At 73.0% G+C, this 17,544-nt stretch carries 13 protein-coding genes; 8 read left to right on the plus strand and 5 right to left on the minus strand.

Going from position 1 to position 17,544, the window contains the following annotated elements:
• Positions 1-2: 2 nt before the first annotated feature.
• From ACZ5U5_RS08340 to ACZ5U5_RS08355, 4 genes are read left to right on the plus strand one after another with little or no spacing between them, the layout of a single operon-like run.
• Complete coding sequence (locus ACZ5U5_RS08340) at positions 3-920, plus strand: hypothetical protein (protein WP_469018017.1); 918 nt, start codon at positions 3-5, stop codon at positions 918-920.
• Entirely contained in the window at positions 920-1,147 is a 228-nt protein-coding gene (locus ACZ5U5_RS08345; protein WP_363208541.1) for a Trm112 family protein, read from the plus strand. The genes ACZ5U5_RS08340 and ACZ5U5_RS08345 overlap by 1 nt, the downstream gene beginning before the upstream one ends.
• A complete protein-coding gene (locus ACZ5U5_RS08350) occupies positions 1,144-1,983 on the plus strand; it encodes an FkbM family methyltransferase (protein WP_469018020.1) in 840 nt (279 codons plus the stop codon). Before ACZ5U5_RS08345 ends, ACZ5U5_RS08350 begins: the two co-directional genes overlap by 4 nt.
• Positions 1,973-2,557, plus strand: coding sequence for a hypothetical protein (locus ACZ5U5_RS08355; protein ID WP_469018022.1), 585 nt, complete (start codon positions 1,973-1,975; stop codon positions 2,555-2,557). The genes ACZ5U5_RS08350 and ACZ5U5_RS08355 overlap by 11 nt, the downstream gene beginning before the upstream one ends.
• On the opposite strand, the gene ACZ5U5_RS08360 is transcribed toward ACZ5U5_RS08355, so the two are convergent.
• The 5 genes from ACZ5U5_RS08360 to ACZ5U5_RS08380 form a co-directional block, all read right to left on the minus strand.
• Positions 2,485-3,699 carry a Cmx/CmrA family chloramphenicol efflux MFS transporter gene (locus ACZ5U5_RS08360; RefSeq protein WP_469018024.1) on the minus strand — a complete coding sequence of 405 codons (1,215 nt, stop codon included), beginning with the start codon at positions 3,697-3,699 and terminating at the stop codon, positions 2,485-2,487. The genes ACZ5U5_RS08355 and ACZ5U5_RS08360 overlap by 73 nt on opposite strands.
• Before the next feature lie 239 nt (positions 3,700-3,938).
• Complete coding sequence (locus ACZ5U5_RS08365) at positions 3,939-4,820, minus strand: ATP-grasp domain-containing protein (RefSeq protein WP_469018027.1); 882 nt, start codon at positions 4,818-4,820, stop codon at positions 3,939-3,941.
• A gap of 92 nt (positions 4,821-4,912) precedes the next feature.
• Positions 4,913-5,170, minus strand: a complete 258-nt coding sequence (locus tag ACZ5U5_RS08370; RefSeq protein WP_469018030.1) for a hypothetical protein — start codon at positions 5,168-5,170, stop codon at positions 4,913-4,915.
• 202 nt (positions 5,171-5,372) lie between these two features.
• Positions 5,373-5,744, minus strand: coding sequence for a DUF488 domain-containing protein (locus ACZ5U5_RS08375; RefSeq protein ID WP_469018033.1), 372 nt, complete (start codon positions 5,742-5,744; stop codon positions 5,373-5,375).
• A gap of 374 nt (positions 5,745-6,118) precedes the next feature.
• Positions 6,119-9,862 carry a S8 family serine peptidase gene (locus ACZ5U5_RS08380; protein ID WP_469018035.1) on the minus strand — a complete coding sequence of 1,248 codons (3,744 nt, stop codon included), beginning with the start codon at positions 9,860-9,862 and terminating at the stop codon, positions 6,119-6,121.
• Between the two features lie 229 nt (positions 9,863-10,091).
• Between ACZ5U5_RS08380 and ACZ5U5_RS08385 the strand changes: the two genes are divergently transcribed.
• From ACZ5U5_RS08385 to ACZ5U5_RS08400, 4 genes are all read left to right on the plus strand, one after another.
• Positions 10,092-10,448: a CU044_2847 family protein gene (locus ACZ5U5_RS08385; RefSeq protein WP_469018037.1), complete on the plus strand. Its 357-nt coding sequence runs from the start codon at positions 10,092-10,094 to the stop codon at positions 10,446-10,448.
• Positions 10,445-12,166 (plus strand): VMAP-C domain-containing protein, encoded by a 1,722-nt coding sequence (locus ACZ5U5_RS08390; protein ID WP_469018040.1) that lies wholly within the window; start codon positions 10,445-10,447, stop codon positions 12,164-12,166. Before ACZ5U5_RS08385 ends, ACZ5U5_RS08390 begins: the two co-directional genes overlap by 4 nt.
• A 63-nt stretch (positions 12,167-12,229) precedes the next feature.
• A complete protein-coding gene (locus tag ACZ5U5_RS08395; protein WP_469018042.1) occupies positions 12,230-13,246 on the plus strand; it encodes an AAA family ATPase in 1,017 nt (338 codons plus the stop codon).
• Positions 13,236-17,534, plus strand: coding sequence for an SAV_2336 N-terminal domain-related protein (locus tag ACZ5U5_RS08400; protein ID WP_469018045.1), 4,299 nt, complete (start codon positions 13,236-13,238; stop codon positions 17,532-17,534). Before ACZ5U5_RS08395 ends, ACZ5U5_RS08400 begins: the two co-directional genes overlap by 11 nt.
• Positions 17,535-17,544: the final 10 nt, after the last annotated feature.

Raw genomic sequence — 17,544 nt, forward strand, 5'->3', positions numbered from 1 at the left:
CCATGTGGTGGGGTGTTGCCGCCGCCCTCCTCGCGAACGTCCTCTACAGCACCGGGTTCGTCCTGGAGAAACGGGCCCTGACCGCCATGCCGTCCGTCAGCGTGCGCAAACCGGCGCGGCTGCTCAGGCAGGTCGTGTCCAGTCCGCTGTGGATCGGCGGATCGCTCGCGCTCGCCGCCGGGTTCGGCGCGCAACTCGCCGTCTACCGGACGCTGCCGATCGCCGCCGCGCAGGGCATCTTCGTCTCCGGGCTCGTGCTCCTGCTGCTGCTCTCCTCCGTGCTGCTCGGCGAGCAGACGTCGGGGCGCGAGCGGTACGCCGTCGGGGCCATCCTCGCCGCGCTGCTCATGGTCGTCCTCTCGCTGGACGAGGAGGCGGACACCGTGAGCCACGGCGCGCCCGTGGCGCTGGTCCTCACGGTCTGTCTGCCGTCGCTCGCGGCGGGGGTCCTGCTGTACGGATCGGCCGAGCGCCGCGCGAAGCACCGGCACCGGCTGCCGACGACGGGGGTCGAGTACGGGGTGGCAGTCGGGCTCCTCTACGGGGTCAGCTCGCTGGCCATCAAGGGCGTGTCCAGCTACCTGACCACGCAGGAACTCGGCTCGGCGCTGCTCGACCTGCTCGCCTCCCCGTACCCGTATCTCCTGATGTTCACCGGCGCGTTCGGCCTGATCATGTCCCAGGCAGCGCTGCAGCGCTGCCGGGCCTCGCTCATCGTCCCCGTGTGCACGACGGTTACCGCGCTGTTCACCGCGGTACTCGGCACGCTGGCGTTCGGCGAGCCGCTGCCCGACGAACCACTGCGGCTCGCCCTGCGGATCGCGGGCACCGCGCTCGCGGTCTCCGTGCTCCTCGCCATGCCCAAGCATGACGCGCCACCGCCTCAACCAACGCCCCCGACCAAGGAGTTGACCACCTGATGAACCCCGAAGATCCGCTTCTGAAGATCCTCGCCTGTCCGCTGGACAAGGGCCCGCTGCACCTTCTGGAGCCCGCGGAACCCCTCGTACCGGATGAGGTCCTCTACAACCCGAGGCTGCGCCGCCGTTACCCGATCATCGACGGCATACCGCAGCTCCTGCCCTCGTCGGGAGAGCAGATATCGGAGGACGAGCACGAGCAGCTCCTGAAGCGGATCTCCCCGTGACGGGGCCCGACAGGTCCGTCACCAAGCCGCACAAGACCGTGGCCGCCCGCCTCGCCCCGCACCTCCCCGCCCGGCTCATCGCCTCCCTGGCCCGGCTCGTCTACCCCCGCTTCGAACCGGAGCTGGCCCGTCTCGCCGACCTCTGCCCGCGCGGCTGCGGCACGGCGGTGGACGTCGGCGGCTGGTACGGCCCCTGGTCGCGCCGCCTGGCCTCGCGTGCGCGCCGCGTGGTGACGGTGGAGCCCGTGCCGCATCTGGCCAGGCTTCTGGAGACCTCGACGCCCGGCAACGTCCGGGTGATCCAGGCCGCGGCCACCGACCGCCCCGGCACGGCACGGCTCTGGCTGCCGCAGGGCGACCGCGGGGACCGCGGGGTCTCATCGCTCATCCGCAGGGACATCCACGCCAAGGCGGTCGAGGTGCCCTGCCTCACCCTGGACGGGCTCGGCCTGCGCGACGTCGACTTCATCAAGATCGACGTGGACGGCAACGAACTCCCGGTCCTGCACGGCGCCCACGATCTGCTGACCCGGGACCGGCCCGCCCTCTTCATCGAGCTGGAGTCCCGCATCCAGCCGATCAAGCCGATCGTCGACCTGCTCACCCGGCACCACGGCTACCGGGGCTGGGTCCTGCCGCACCACACGTGGCTGCCGCTCGCCGACTTCGACCTGGAGGCGCACCAGAACGACACGTCGTACGTCGTGTCGCAGGGCCTCCTTCGCAGGGTGCTCACGCCCCGCAGGCCCCGGTACGTCAACTCCGTCCTCTTCCTTCCCGACGGGCGCCGCCCGGGAGCCGCGACGGTGCGCGACCATGGAGCCCATGTCCGCTAGCTCCGCGTTCACCCCGCTCGACTTCCAGCTGGTCCTGTTGCGCCGCATGGCCGACCACCACCCGGACCTGGTGGAGGCTGCCCGCCACGAGCTCGGCGCCTCCATCGCGGACATGCGCGAGGCCAACCGCCGCTGGCAGGCGATGTCCCGCTCGCCCCGCTCGCGAGGCGCCGCCGCCCGCTACCGCTCGGTCCTCGGCCCGCCCGAAGCCACGGTGACCCGCCGGATCGGCGACCTGGAGTGCGAGGCCCTGTTGTGGCCGGTGCCGCTCTGGCCCGGCCTGCGCTTCGAGGTGCTTCGCGCCCCGAACGGCGCGGTGTGGAACGAGTGGCTGATCCGGGCGCCCGGCGCCCCGGGCCCCGCGCTCCGGACCCTGGACGACCTCACGCCCTGGTCGTGCACGGTCGACGAGGCCGCCCGCGCGTTTCCCCCGGCCCGCCCGATGGAGGGCACGGCGCCCACGCGCTGGCGGCTCGCCTTCACCGCGCCGGACGGCGCAGGTCAGCCGCGGCGCTGCGTCGCGGAGTTCACCTGGGGGCTGCTCCAGCGGTTGTCGTTCCCGGACGGCCCCTGACCCCTCTTGCGGAGGAGCGCCACCGCCCCCACCGCGAGCGCGAGCGCCACGAGCAGCGCGCTGACCCACAGCGGCGAGCGGTGGCCGAGTCCCGCGGAGAGGGCGATGCCGCCGCCCACGGGGCCGACCGCGGCCCCCACGTTCAGCGCGGCCGTGGCGAAGCCGCCGGAGAGCGTGGGGGCGCCGGTCGCCGCGTACAGCGCCTGGGTGATCAGCGCCGAGCCGACACCGAAGGACAGCGCGCCCTGGACGAGGACGAGCACGACCGCCGCCACGGAGTTCTGGGCGGTCAGCGCGAAGAGCACCCACCCGGCGAGCAGCGCCACCGCGCCCGTGAGGAGGAACGGAAGGGGCCGCGCGTCAGCGAAGCGCCCCGAGACCGTGACCCCGACGAACGACCCCACGCCGAAGAGCGCGAGGAGCGCGGGCACCCAGCTCTCGGAGAAGCCGGTGACGTTCGTGATCACCGGCGAGAGATAGGTGAACGTGCAGAAGGTCGCGCCGTTCACCAGCGCCCCGAGCAGCAGCGTCACCACGAGGCGCGGCTCGCGCAGCGTCCGCAGTTCCCCGCGCGCGTCGGCCTTGGCGGTGGCGGGAGCGCCGGCGGGCACGGACCGCAGGATCGCGAGGACGGCGGGCACCGAGACGAGGGCCACCGCCCAGAACGCGGACCGCCACCCCCAGAACTGGCCGAGCAGCGCGCCGCCCGGCACCCCCGCGACACAGGCGAGGGTGACGCCGCCGAGCAGGACCGACGTGGCCCGCCCCTTGGCGTTCGGCTCGACCATGCCGACGGCGGCGACCAGGGCCACCGCGAGGAACCCGGCGTTGGCGAGCGCGCCGACGACGCGGGTCGCGAGCAGCACGGCGAAGTTGGTGGTCAGCGCGCCGACGACATGCGCGAGCAGGAAGGTGACGAGGAACGCGAGCAGCGTGGTCCTCGGCGGCCTGCGGCGGCCGAGGACGGCCATCACGGGCGCACCGATGACCATCCCCACGGCGAAGGCCGAGGTCAGGGTTCCGGCGGTGGAGAGGGACACGTCGAGGTCGGCGGCGATGTCGGGGCCGAGACCGGAGAGCATGAACTCGGATGTGCCTTGCGCGAAGACGGCAAGTCCGAGCATGTAGAGGGCAAAGGGCATGAGAAGACTCCGCACCCACGTCGGGGGTCGACAAGGCGGCGGCTCAGCCGTGCGGCTGCCGCGCCAGGGAGAAAAGGGGGAAGGTCAGTCCGCGCTGCGGCGATGGGTCCGGTGACGTGAGAGAGAGCCACCGGTCATGCCGGCCGGTGGCTGGAGTCTGTCGGACTCGGGACTGGACATGGCGGCAGCGTATGCACGCCTCTGACGCCACGTCCACCTCATTACTCGGCGTACCCGGCTTACCCGGCAGCGGTGAGGATCTCCTCGGTGACCGCGGGCAGCGAGTCCTCGTGCAGGAAGAGGAAAAGGTTCGGCTCGACGAGTTCGAGCTCCATGACGCAGGGCGCGCCGTCCGCGTCGTCGACGAGGTCGACGCGCGCGTACAGCAGCTCGGGCGAGCCCGGCACCGCGGCCAACGCCCGTGCGGCAACGCCCAGTTCGCCGGGGGTCGGCTGCCACGGGCGCAGGTCGGGGTGCGGCATCTTCTCGTCGTCGTACGCAACGCCCGCCGCGAGCACCGCGCCCTTCTGTACGGCGTGCAGGAACCGCCCGCCGACGTAGACGAGCGCGCGTTCGCCGGTCTCGTCGATGCCCGGCACATAGGGCTGCACCATCGCGGTCAGACCCTCGCCGTGCATCCGCTCGATGTGCCGTACGGCGGCCTCGTACTCGCCCTTCTCGTACCGGGCGGCGTAGCGCGCGCCCGCCCCGGCGGTGGGCTTGACGACGAACTCGCCGTCGTCGGGTATCTCCAGGGGGTCGCCGGGCGCCAGGTAGCGGGTCGGTACGACGGACACCCCGGCCGCCGCGAGCTCCGCGAGGTACCGCTTGTCGCTGTTCCACCGCACCACGGAGGCCGGGTTGGCCAGGACGGTGAGCTGCGCGACCCGCCCCGCCCAGGCGACGAACTCGGCGAGGCGCTCGCTGTAGTCCCAGGCCGACCGGATGACGACGAGGTCGAACCGCTCCCAGTCGACCTCCGGGTCGTCCCAGGAGACGGTGGCGACATCGGCGTCCGCCGCGCCGAGCGAGCGTGCCAGCTCGGGGAGGTCACGGTCGAGACCGGTCTCCAGCTGAGGCCTGCTGGTGACCAGGGCGATCGTGGGGCGGTCGGGTGACACTGTGCCTCCTGGGTTCGATGATCCGCCCCGCAGGCTAACAACTTGTCGACGTGCCCCCGACAATCCGGTCCGCCCTCGGCTCCCGGCCGGAGTCAGAGGATGAAGACGCTCTGCGCCGTCTCCGTGTAGTAGGTCTCGCCCGGATAGACGAGCCATTCGACCGGGCCGGTGCAGCCGGGCCCGGCGTGGACCTCGGCGATGGCATCGGTGTGATTGGTGACCGAGGACGGGAACCAGTCCACCCCGTAGCAACCGCTCGGATCCACATGTTCGTTGCCGTTGACGATCAGGACACCTTCCGCCGCGTACGCCGATCCCGGCACCGCCACCGTCAGGGTCGCTGCAGCCATGAGCGCCCCCAGAGTCACGGCCATGCATCGTCGCATCATGTTGAGATCCCCTCCACCGTGCGAACCGCTCCCGACGCGGCCGCTGGAGTCACCCAGAGTAGCCTCCCAGACACGTCAAGTATCCGGCGCGCGGGTGCACCTGCCGTCGACATACGCGCCGTTCACCCCCTGCACGCGGCCGGGCCGACCCGCCGCGCGCGTCTCAGCCCCCGCCCTTCAGCAACTCGGCCCGCAGCATGGGCAGATGACCGTGCTCCACGTCCTTCACGGCGGTGACCAAGGTGACCGTCCCGGTGGCGGCCAGTTCCCGCAGGTGCTGGAGGGCGTCCTGCTGCTCGGGGCCCGTCAGCTCGGCGCGGTAGCGGCGGCCGAACTCCTCGTACTGGTCGCGGTGTTCGTGGAACCAGGTTCGCAGCCCATTGGAGGGCGTGACCTCCTTGAGCCACTCGTCGACGGCGGCCCGCTCCTTGGAGACGCCGCGCGGCCACAGCCGGTCGACCAGCACGCGCACGCCGTCCGCCCCTCCGGGCGGGTCGTACACGCGGTGCACGGGAAACGTCTCGGCGGCCTCCATGAGGCCATCGTCGCGCCCGTCCACACCCTCCGCATCTCGAAAATGCGAACAGGGGAGCAGTTGTTCCCTGGAACAGGTGATCGTCACGCCAGGGATTGCATGTGGCCTCTGTGATTGACGATGATTACGGTGCGCAAGCGACGGGCTGCAGACCGTAGTTACAGCGCTCCCGGTCCATGTCCCATACGGGGTCCGGGAGTTGGAACGTCCTGAAAGTCCCACAAGGAGAAGCACCACCATGAACATCATCACTGACGTCGTCGCCGGTATCGCCCACTTCCTCGGCTGGCTGGTCTGACGTCACCCAGGGGTACTCACAGCGACGCCGCCTCCCCCGTCCCAGGGGAGGCGGCGTCGCCGCGTTCGGCCGTCCGCTACTTCACCCCGACAGCCCGCACGATCTCCTGTGTGACGGAACCGCCCCGGTCGTCCTTCGCCGAGGCCCGCAGCGAGATGAACTCGGCGGAACCGGGCACCTTCAGCTTCCCGTCCCAGGCCGCCTTCGCACCGTCCCGGTCCAGCTTCACCCCGGTCCAGCTCTTCCCGTCGTCGTACGACACCTCCAGCTTGCCGCCGCCGATGGTCCCGGTGTCCGGCGCACCCTTTACGTACTCGGAGAAGATCCCGACCGGCACGCTCCGGCCACCCCGTACGTCACCCGCCAGATCCGTGTCCACGTCGAACCCGAGGTTCAGGAGCGGCAGGAAGGTCTTCCGGTCACTCGCCGTCTCCTTCGACGTGAAGGTCCACTCGGAGTGGCCCTTCGTGGCGAGCCGCCACCGCCCCGGGTCGAGCGTCGTGTCCGTCACGACCTTGTACGTCGTCGGCTCCGGGCTCGCGTCCCACGCGTACGCCGCCGAACTCCGGCGCCGGTCGACCAGCTTCCCGTCCGCGTGGACCTCGGTGAACTGCGTCATCGACTCGTCGTTCCACACGTCGCCGAACCCCGTGTGGTCGGGCCCCGAGTCGCCCCACCCGGGGACGTTGAACTCCAGGTCGTTCCCCCTCCGCTGCTGGCCCCAGCCGAGGCCCGTGCCCAGCCACGGGTGCCACACGGGCTTGAACCAGTTCAGCTCGCCGCGCTTGCCGCCCCGGTAGGTGACCAGGCCGCTCCGCTCCTCCAGGGCGCCAGGACCGACCGACACCGACTCGTGCCACAGCTGACCGGCTCCCGTGGACGCGTAGTCCGTCCGCTCCACCGGATAGTCGATCTTCTCCTGGAAGCCGATCCCGACGTCGAAGGTGTCGGTCAGGGAGTAGCGGAACTCGCCGCCCGCCACGGGCTTCACCGCGTGGAACTTCGTGTCCAGGACCGCCAGTTCACGCTTCGAGGGCTCGTACGTCAGGTCGCGGGGCACCGCACCCTTGTGGCCCTCCGAGACGTCGTAGACGTAGGGCGTGCGGGAGGTCGCCGTCGTCTCCACGGTCCGGCCCGCCTTCGCCGCCGCCCGTAGCCACGCGCCATCGGCGGCGTCGACCGTGCCGATCCGCAGCGGCCGGTCCGCGTTGTCGTCCGTGCCGAACCAGGCGTTGAGCCTGCCCGGCGCGTCGTCGGTCACGAACAGCGCCTTCACGCCCGCGTCCTGGGCCGCCTGGCCCAACTGCTCGGGCGTCGCGTCCGATCCGGGGTCGCGCCGCACGATCACGGCCTTGCCCTTGACGTCCTTGCCCGCGTACTCGGCCGCCGTGCCGCCGCCCACATCCACGATCCGCAGCCTGCTCCGGCCGTCGCCCACCGTGCCGCCGGGCTGGGCGACCACCTCGCCGAGGCCCTTGACGTCCAGGGACGGCTTGCCGAGGCGCCAGACGGTGCGGTACTCGAAGCTGCCGTCGGCCACCTTGGCGGTGGGCGCCGCGAAGATGCTGTCGTACTTGACCGGCACCTGGACCGCGCCCTGCAGAGCGGCGCCGTTCGCGCGGCGGTCGTACTCCATCAGGAGCTGGCGGGTCTCCGTCCGCTTGCCGACGTCCACGCCGATCTCGCGCAACTGGCGTCCGTCCAGAGTGACTTCCCGGTCCTTGTCGAGGACGATCTCGGGCGCGGCGAGAAAGCCGAGGCCCAGGGAGTCCTTGCCGTTGCTGCCGCGCACGTCGAGGAAGGAGGAGAGGGAGTACGTGCCGGGCTTCAGGCGCAGCTCCAGCGTGCCGGACGCACCGACCTCCGCCTGGACGGGGTCGACCTGTTCCGCGAGCCGCTGGTAGACGAGGCCGGCTCCGGTCGCGGCGCCGTCACGGTCCTTGACGTGGACGGTGAGCGTGTACCGCTCCTCCTCCTTGACCAGGCCGAACGCGGTGTGCGCGACGGGCTTCCCGGCGGCGCTCGCGACGATGCGGCCACTGGTGTTGCCGACAGGCGCCTTCGCGCCGTCGCCGGTCACCGTGGTCGACGCGGTGCCGTGCGCGGGGACGGTGAGCGTCTCGTCGGCGAGGGTGGCGACCCCCTCGGCCGCGCCCTCGGCGACCAGGGTCAAGTCCACTGCCGCGTCGGACGAGTTGGTGTACGTCACCGTTTTCGCGACGGGCTTGTTGTCCTCGTACGGCCAGGAGTAGAAGCCGAGGTCGGCCCTCCCGGTCGCGGTGACCCGCGCGTCGATCGCGTCGGGCACGCTGACCCGCCCGGAGCCCAGCTCGTACGCCGACGCGTCCAGTCGCGTGGACGTCGACATCAGGGCGTCCTTGAGGCGGGCCCCGCTCCAGTCCGGGTGCTTCTCGGCGAGCAGGGCGGCCACGCCCGCGATGTGCGGCGTCGCCATCGACGTACCGCTCATCTCGGTGTAGTAGCCCTCACCTTCGGTGAGTTGGGAGCGGGCGGCGAGGATGTCGACGCCCGGCGCGGACAGATCCGGCTTGAGGGCGTTGTCGCCGGCGCGCGGGCCCTGGCTGGTGAAGTAGGCGGCCTGGTCGGCGGAGTCGACGGCGCCGACGGTCAGCGCGGAGTCCGCCGCGCCGGGCGAGCCGATCGAGGAGGGGGCACCGGTGTTGCCCGCGGCGATGACGAAGAGGGCGCCGGTCTCCTTGGAGAGGCTGTTGACCGCGGCGGCCATCGGGTCGGTGCCGTCGCTCGCCTCCTGCGAACCGAGGCTCATCGAGACGACCTTGGCGCCGACATCCTTGGCCGCCCACTCCATGCCCGCGATGATCTGCGACTCGCTGCCGGAGCCCTCGTCACTGAGCACCTTGCCGACGGAGAGCGCGGCACCCGGTGCCACGCCCTTCTCCTTGTCGGCCTCGGACTCGGCACCGCTGCCGCCGACGGTCGAGGCCACATGGGTGCCGTGGCCGTTGCGGTCGGCGACCTCCTCGCCCGGGATGAAGCTCTTGGTGGCGTCCACCCGGTCCTTGAGACCGGGGTGACCGGCATCCACACCCGTGTCGAGGACGGCCACCTTCACGCCCTTGCCGGTGAGCCCGGCCTCCCAGGCCTTGGGGGTGCCGATCTGCTCGTTGCTCTGCGCCATGTCGGCCTCGACCCGGCCGTCGAGCCAGATCTTGTCGATGCCGTTCGCGAGGCCCCCGCCCGAACCCGCCTTCGTACGCGCCGACTTGCCGGAATCCGGAGCGGCGTCCGGGGCGACTTCCCGCCAGAAGGTCCCCGGCTCGGCCGCCCTCACCGCCAGGCCGCCCACGCTGGGCAGCGAGCGCACCTTGTCGGCGCCACGGGGCGTCGCCGGTCCCGCGTCACGGCGGGCGTTCTTGTCGTACGTGACGATGAGCGGCAGCGCGCCGCCCTTCTCGTCCCCGAGCCCCTGGCGTATCAGCTCCGTCACGTCGAAGAGCCGCTCGTCGAGGGTGCCCGCGCTCAGGTAGGGCCGCGCCTCGTCCGGTACGACGGTGATGCGGTCCCCCGCGATCTCGCTCCGCACGGCTCCGGTGGCCCCGGCGGGCCGGTCGACGGTGACGGTCCTCTTGCCGCCGCCGAGTTCCGTGACGGTGACCTTGTCGCCGGTCACCAGGGTGACCGTGTGGGCGGCGCGCGCGGCGGAGCCGGCAGGGGTGGCCTGCCCGTGCGGCACGCCGGAAGGAGCCGCGGTGGCGGCCTGCCCGGCCGGCAGCAGCGCGAACGCGAGGCCGACGGCAGGCAGCAGCCCGGCTCTTCGCCACGCGGGTGATCGGGTCATGGGAGCCCTCTCTTCGTCGGACCCGGGCGGGGGTGGTTCCCGGGTGCTGCGAAAAGTGTCGGGGGGCTTGTGTTGCGGGGGTGTTGACGGGTGCTGGCGGGAAGCCGCCAGGGCACCTTCCCGCCAGCCTCACCCGTACGCGTCCGTTGCCCGGGACACGGGTGACAGCCGCAACGACCATCCGTAACAATGCGGTTGGCAGGCGCGGCAGGGTGCGACGGGGGCATTGATGGACGATCTGGTGGAGTTCACCACCGACGACGGCACGCGGGTCGTCATGGCCGACGTGGAGGACACGCACGGCTCCCACCTCATCTCGCGCGGCGAAGGCCCCTCCCGCGCGGTCCGCACCTTCGAGGAGTCGCTCGCCGGAGCCCGCGCGGCCGCGGAGTCCGCACTGCGGGTGTTCCGTGACGGCAGCCTGCGCCCGGACTCGGTGGAGATCGAGTTCGGCGTACGGATGTCGGCGGAGGCGGGCGCGGTGATCGTGAAGGGCACGACGGAGGGCCACCTGGTGGTGCGCCTCGCCTGGACGCCGGACGGGCCCGCCGCCACGACCCCGCCGGAGGCCACCCCCGCCCCATGAGCAGCGCATCGTGGCATGCCCGCATCGTGTGCGGGAGCGAGGTCGGGGCGGGGTTCCTCGTGTCCCAGCGGCATGTGCTGACCTGTGCGCACGTGGTCCGCGGCAGTGGCGCGCCCCTCACCGTCTCCTTCCCGCACCGCGAGGATCTCGGTGTCGTGAGCGCCGTCGTCGAGGCGCACGGCGGCTGGGACGGGCACGGCGGCGACCTGGGAGACCTCGCCGTCCTGGAGCTCGCGCACGCGGTGCCGGTACGGCCCGCCGAGTTCGCGGCACCCGACGACGCCTACGCCGAACCCCGCCCCCGGCTCCTCGTGTACGGATTCCCCAAGGGTTACCGCGAGGGCACCCTCGCCGAGTACCGCGCCACCGCCGCCCAGCGGATCGCCGACGAGTGGGTCCAGCTGGAGGCGTGGAGCGCCCACGGGCAGCCCCTGGCACCGGGGTTCAGCGGCGCGGCGGTGACCCTCGCGGACAGCAACCAGGTGGTGGGCATGGTGTCGGCCGCCGCCCGCGCGTCCAGCGGCGTACGCAACGGACGGATGCTGCCCACCTCCGTCATGGCGCGCTACTGGCCCCCGCTCGGCGACCTGGTGCCCACCCCCGGCCATCAGCGCCCCGCGAAGGAACGGCTGCGCGCCCTGGTGGACCGGGCGGCGGACACCGGAGTCGCGCGTGACCCGGAGCGTCTCTACCGCGACGCGGTGGGCCCGCTCGGGCCACCCGTACCGCCGGAGGGCTTCGGTTCACTGTGGTCGGCGGCCTGGTACATCCTCTGGGAGGTCGAGGACCCGGACGCCGTCACGCGCCTCGCCGACCGCCTCGCGGGCCTGCTCGAAGCGCCCGCGGCCCCTGCCCCTGTCCCGGGGGAGCCGGGAGAGCCGGCGGAGCCGCCCGCCTGGTCCCCCATCCTCGTCGAGATCGACCACAGCGGCGCGGGCGACGACCAGCTCCTGGTCGAGGTGTCCGCCTACCGCGAGGGGCTGCGCCACCCCGTGAGCTCGCACACCCTGCCCGCGGGGCAGGTGCGCGCGTACGTCCAGGAGCGCGTCGACGATGCCTTCTCCCATCTCACCCCCGGCACGGATGAGTTGCTGGCCTTCGTGCTGCCCCGCGCGCTGCTCAACTGGCCGGTGGCCCGATGGGAGTGCGGGGCCGACGACCCGACCCCGCTCGGCTGCTCGTACCCCCTGGTCGTGACCGACCGGTCACGGCGCAAGGGCGGTCTGCGGCACCGGCTCGCCCGCAAGTGGGAGCACCTGGACGACAGCCCGGCGACCGTCCTGCACCGCGTGGAGTGCGGCACCGAGGAGAAACCGAACAAACTGCGGTTCAGGCTGCGGCGCGACGGCGCGGACCTGGCCGGGTTCGCCGCGCCGCCACGTGCCGGACGCGTCGGCCCCGACGCCGACGTGACGCACTTCGACGTGTCGCTCACCGTGCCGGTGCCGGTCATCCTGTGGCCGCGCACGGGCTGCGAGGACCCCGGCCACCGCGACGACACGACCTGTCCGGGCGCCGATTTCCTGGACCGCATCGCCGCCCACATCGAGGGGCGCCCGCCCGCCGAACTCCCGCGCGCCATCCTCACGTTGCGGGAGGCCGCGGAGGCGTCGGACGAGCCGGACACCCACTGGGCGAGGGACGTGCAGCTCCTCTGGGACGACCCGCGCTGCTTCCCCGACGCACCCGCCGCCCACCGCCACTCCCCCGTCGCCTGAGCCCGCCGTACGCCTCGCATCCTGAGCCCGACGTAGAAATACGGAATACGGAGAACCCCGATCATGTCCCTGTGGCCCGTCTACACCGGCACGAACGAGCCCCACGACGGGATCACCCGGCTGCCTCCGCCGCCGCCCTGGCGCGCCTTCGACGGCGGCCCGGTCCTCGGCACGCCCACGGACGACGGCTCGGCGACCTCCCCGGACCGCGCACACCGGGCCCACACCTACCGGGCCACGGAGATCTGCGTCCAACTGGTCAACGCGGCCCTGTACTTGCGGCGCCCGCTCCTGGTGACGGGCCCTCCGGGCAGCGGCAAGTCGAGCCTCGCGTACGCCGTGGCACGGGAGTTGGGCCTCGGTCCGGTGCTGCGCTGGAACATCACGAGCCGCAGCGCCCTGCACGACGGCCTCTACCAGTACGACCCGCTGTCGCGGCTGTACGCGGCGGGGCGCGCCCCGCGGTCCAGGGCGTCGCGGGACGGTGCGGGCGTCGAGGACCACCTCCGACTCGGCCCGCTCGGCACGGCGCTCCTCCCCTACGAACGCCCGCGTGCCCTCCTCATCGACGAGATCGACAAGAGCGACCTGGACCTGCCCAACGACCTCCTGAACATCCTGGAGGAGGGGCAGTACGAGATCCCCGAGCTGGTACGGATCGCCAAGCACACCCCGCAGGCGGCCCTCCTGGCCGACGGCTCGGACGACCCGGTGACCGTCGAGCGCGGCCGCGTGCGCTGCCGGGCCTTCCCCTTCGTCGTCCTCACCAGCAACGGGGAGCGCGAGTTCCCGCCCGCGTTCCTGCGCCGCTGCGTCACGCTGCGCCTGCGCCAGCCCCGTGACGAGCACCTGGAGGAGATCGTCCGGGCCCACCTCGGCGAGCCCGACGCCTACGCCCGCACGCTCATCGCCCGCTTCCTGGAGCGCGGCTCCGGCGGTGAACTCGCCACGGACCAGCTTCTGAACGCGATCTACCTGACCGGTGCGGCTGGGGTCGACGCGGGGTCGCGCGACGAGCTCGCGCGGCAGCTGATGCCGTACCTGACGCAGTCCGCGGACCCGGGCCCCGATGCACTCTGACGCGCCCCGGCACCGGGGCCCCGTCGCACGTCTCGCCGATCTCCTCGCGGAGGCGGCGGACGGGTCACGCCCCACGTCGACCGAGCTGGCCGAACTCCTCTGGCTCGCGGGGCAGATGGACGGCGCCGAGCCGCGGCAGGAAGCCTCCGCCGACGCGGCGCCGCCGGAGCCCACGCCATCGCCGGTGAGCCCGTCGCCGTCCCCGCACCCGGCGGACCCCAGCCCCGCCCCCACGCCTGCCCCCGCGCCGGCCCCTGCGCCCGCGCCGGACGACCGGGTGCCGCTGCTGCTGCCCGCGCGGCCCGACGGCGACGCATCGGCGGCGGAAGGAGCGGCAGCCCACCACACCCCGGTCCGGGCCCCCGTCCCCCCGATGGTGACGCACCCCCTCACCCTGCAGCGCGCCCTGCGTCCCTTGAAGCGCCGCGTCCCCTCCCCGGTGGGCCAGGTCATCGACGAGGAGGCCACGGCCCACCGCATCGCCCGCCTGGGCGGCCACCCGCGAAGCTGGCTGCCGGTCCTGCGCCCCGCCGAGGAACGCTGGCTGCGCCTGTGCCTGGTGTACGACGCGGGCCCCACCATGCCGATCTGGCGCCCCCTGGTCCACGAACTCCACACGGCGCTCGCCCAGTCCGGCATCTTCCGCACGGTGGAGCTGCACCGTGCGGAGCCGGACGGCACGGTCCCGCCCCAGGCGGCGCACGCCCCCGCGTCGGGCCGCACGGTCACCCTGGTGATCAGCGACTGCATGGGCCCGCAGTGGCGCGAGGGCGCCGCGGGCACCCGCTGGTACCGCACGCTGTACCGCTGGGCCGCGCACCAGCCGATGGCCGTGATCCAGCCGCTCCCGGAACGCCTCTGGCGCACCACGGCGCTGCCCACGGCTCCGGGCTCGCTCTCGGCCCCGTTCCCCGCGGCACCGACCGCCGCGCTCTCCTTCGCTCCGTACGCCGCCGCGGAGGCCCCGCCGCCCGCCGGGGCGTTGCCGGTCCCGGTCCTCGAACCCGCCGGGTCGTGGCTCGCCAACTGGGCGGCGCTGGTGGCGGACGCGGGCGGGGCGCGACTGCCGGGGGCGGTGGGCTGGCTGGGCCCGGCTCCGGCACCTCCGGGTGTCGAGGCGCCTGCCGAGGACGTCACACGACTCTCCGCCGAGGACCTCGTGCTCCGCTTCCGCTCCACCGCCACCCCCGAGGCTTTCCGCCTCGCGGGTCACCTCGCGGTGGGCGAGGCCCAGTTGCCGGTGATGCGGCTCGTCCAGGCCGCGGTGGAGGAGCGCCCGCGTCCGCAACACCTGGCGGAAGTGATCCTCAGTGGCATGCTGGCTTCGGGCGGGAGCGCCGGATCGTACGAATTCCGTTCCGGAGTACGTGACTTGCTGCTCCGTACGCTCCCCCGCACCGCACGGGGACGCACGCGGGAGCTGCTCGCCCGGGTCGGCGGGCTGATCGACGAGCGGGCGGGCACGGCACCCGGGGAGCTGCGGGCGGTGGCGTCTTCGCCCGGCGGGGGCACGGGACCGGAGACACCGCTGGGCGAACCCTTCGCGACGGTCACCCCGGACAGTGTGCGGCAGCTCGGCGGGGGCCGGGAGGCAGGACTTCTCGGCGACCGCTACCGGATGGTGCGGCGGATCGGGCAGAGCGGCAAGGTGTGGCTCGCGGAGGATGTGCGCCGGGGCGGTGAGCCCGTGGTGGTGCAACGCTACCCGCAGGCACCGCAGTGGCTCCGCGGCGACTTCACGCGGGCGGCGCGGCAGCTGTCCCGGTTCCGCCACGCGCAGGTGGCGGCCGTACGGGACTACGCGAACGGTGAAGTCCCGTACGTGGTCATGGACTTCATCGAGGGACGCAACCTCGCAGAACTCCTGGCGGACCACCCCGGCGGCCTGCCCGCCCACCTCCTCCTCGACCTGGTCCCGCCCCTGGCCCGCGCGGTCTCCGCCCTGCACACCGCGGGCATGACCCATGGCGCCCTCTCCCCCGCCTTCGTCCGGCTCCCGCCGCAAGGGGGCGCCGTGCTCTGCGGCTTCACGCTCATCCCCTACGGCGAGGAGAGCGGCCGAGCCGACCTCACCGCCCTCGGCCGCCTCGTGCGCCAGATGTACGCCGGGACCGGTGAGGCCCCCGGAACGGGCCTCCCCAGACCGCCGGCCACGGATGCGGCTGACGCGGCTACGCCCTCTGAACTGGCGGAGGGGATCGGCATGGTGAGCCCGCGTTTGCGGCCAGGCCTCGGTGAACCCGCTGGTATCGGTGATCCTGGTGGCTTCGGTGGGCCCGGTGGCCTCGGTGAGCCCGGTGGCCTCGGCGAGACGCTCCTCTGGGCCGTCGCGGACCTCGACTCCATCGCCCCGGAGCGCCGGAGCCAGGGCCTCCAGCGGCTCACGCGGCTCTCCACGCCCGCGTCGTACGAGCGCACGTACTCCCTGCTCGGCCCTCTTCGCGTCGCCCGCGGCGGCCGGCCCCTCGCCACCGGTACCGCCCGGGAGCAGGCGATGCTCTGCATGCTGCTGCTCGGGCGTGGTCGGGACGTGCCTCTCGACGAGCTGATCCACGGCATGTGGGGCGGGGGCGACAGGCCCGCCGACGCACCCCGGCTCCTCGGCACCTACGCCTCCCGCCTCCGCAACGCGCTGGGCCCCGACTCCGTGGTGACGGGGAGCGGTACCTACTCCCTGGCCCTTCCGACCGGCCCCGACGCGGTCGACCTGTTCCGCTTCCAGCGGCTCCACGACGACGCCCGCGACGCCCGTTTCGCGGGGGACGCCGTCCGGGCGCGCGAGCTGGTCCGTTCCGCCCTGGCCCTGTGGCGCGGCAACCCGCTGGAAGGCGTCCCCGGCCCGGCGGCCCGCGCCACCCGCGCCGAGATCACCCGCCTCCGACAGTCCCTGCGCCACACGCAGCAGGAGCTGAACCGGGAGCTCGGCGCGAGCGAGGAGGAGCAGGAGCTGGAGCGGGAGCAGGCCGAACTCGACGCGCTGCTCCGCGAGTTCCCGCACAGCGACGGCACCGACGACGAGGTGCTCACTCCGAACGAGGAACTCCCCAGCGACCAGCTGGACGATCTCGGCGTCCGCCGTGAGACCGCGGACGACCAGCGGGTCGCCCCACCGACCACCGTCACCTTCGAGTACCTGGCCCGCCCGGCGGGACGGGAGGAGGACATCCGGCAGAACCTGGGCCGGGAGATCTCCCACCTCCTCATCCGGGGCGGCATCACCCCCGATCAGTTCGCGATGCGCCCCCGCCCACACGGCTGGGACGTGACGGTGGCCCCCGAGGTGCACGTCCTGCACGTGCTGACCACGACGGTCAACGAACTCCCGTCCGCGCTGGACGTCTTCCCCGTACTCGGGCTCGGGATCACCCTCACCCACGAGCCGGACCCGACGGTCTCGGCGCCCACGTTCCCCTCCGGCCTCCGTCATCTGCTCGGACGCGACAGCAGGCGCGCCGTCGTGATCGTCTCCAACGACCTGCACCAGCGCCTCAACCGCTCGGGCCGGCTGCCCCGCCGGTTCGATCCGGTCCCGCAGTCCGACGACTGGTACTGCGAGGTCACCACCGAGCCGCCCAACGCCCCGATGCCCGCCGCCGTCGAAGCCGTGCTCCTCGGCTTCGACGGAACCCTCGCCCAGCTCTACACGGCACAGTCGGCGCGCCACGCGGCCCGCGCCCTCACCGCCCTGATCGCCGAGCGGCGTGACCCCGAGGAGGCACTGGCCGGTACGCCTCTCCTGCCCGAGCATCACCTGGCCGGCGGCACGGCCGACCGCGTCCACCCCGTGGACGTGCTCCGCGCCTTCGCCCGGCGCCGCACTCTCTCCCAGGAGCTGCACGGGCGCCTGGAAGAGATTGAGATGCAGGCCGCCCTAACCGCGAAGCCGTCGCCCCACGTCGCGAAGCTCCTGCACACCCTGGCCCGGCCCGACGAGCCCCTCCGCCTGGCCCTCGTCACCGACACCTCGCCGCTCGCCGTGGCGGCCTGGCTGGGCGCCAAGGGGCTCCACCTCCCCGACGCCGGGATCCACGGCCGCACCCAGGACCTCACCCTCCTCATGCCCGATCCCGACTGCCCGCGCCGCGCGCTGGAGCAACTGGGCACCCCGGCGGACCGCTGCGTCATGGTCGGCTCCTCACCGGAGGAGGCGGCCGCCGCCCGGAGCCTGCGCATCGCGTTCATCGGGTACGCACCGGACCGCACGGCCCGCGAGCGCCTAGCCGCCGCCGGAGTGCGTACGACCGAGAACGATCTGTCCCGCCTCGTCGGCCTGCTCCACGACCGGTGAGTTCCCGCAC

This window comes from Streptomyces sp. NPDC033177 (genome assembly GCF_055577715.1).

Bases quoted from the DNA above. Each gene is read 5' to 3' on its own strand.
- ACZ5U5_RS08390 (WP_469018040.1), top strand. From the start codon at position 10,445: ATGAGCAGCGCATCGTGGCATGCCCGCATCGTGTGCGGGAGCGAGGTC.
- ACZ5U5_RS08400 (WP_469018045.1), top strand. From the start codon at position 13,236: ATGCACTCTGACGCGCCCCGGCACCGGGGCCCCGTCGCACGTCTCGCC.
- ACZ5U5_RS08380 (WP_469018035.1), bottom strand. From the start codon at position 9,862: ATGACCCGATCACCCGCGTGGCGAAGAGCCGGGCTGCTGCCTGCCGTC.
- ACZ5U5_RS08385 (WP_469018037.1), top strand. From the start codon at position 10,092: ATGGACGATCTGGTGGAGTTCACCACCGACGACGGCACGCGGGTCGTC.
- ACZ5U5_RS08345 (WP_363208541.1), top strand. From the start codon at position 920: ATGAACCCCGAAGATCCGCTTCTGAAGATCCTCGCCTGTCCGCTGGAC.
- ACZ5U5_RS08340 (WP_469018017.1), top strand. From the start codon at position 3: ATGTGGTGGGGTGTTGCCGCCGCCCTCCTCGCGAACGTCCTCTACAGC.
- ACZ5U5_RS08395 (WP_469018042.1), top strand. From the start codon at position 12,230: ATGTCCCTGTGGCCCGTCTACACCGGCACGAACGAGCCCCACGACGGG.
- ACZ5U5_RS08360 (WP_469018024.1), bottom strand. From the start codon at position 3,699: ATGCCCTTTGCCCTCTACATGCTCGGACTTGCCGTCTTCGCGCAAGGC.
- ACZ5U5_RS08375 (WP_469018033.1), bottom strand. From the start codon at position 5,744: ATGGAGGCCGCCGAGACGTTTCCCGTGCACCGCGTGTACGACCCGCCC.
- ACZ5U5_RS08355 (WP_469018022.1), top strand. From the start codon at position 1,973: ATGTCCGCTAGCTCCGCGTTCACCCCGCTCGACTTCCAGCTGGTCCTG.
- ACZ5U5_RS08370 (WP_469018030.1), bottom strand. From the start codon at position 5,170: ATGGCTGCAGCGACCCTGACGGTGGCGGTGCCGGGATCGGCGTACGCG.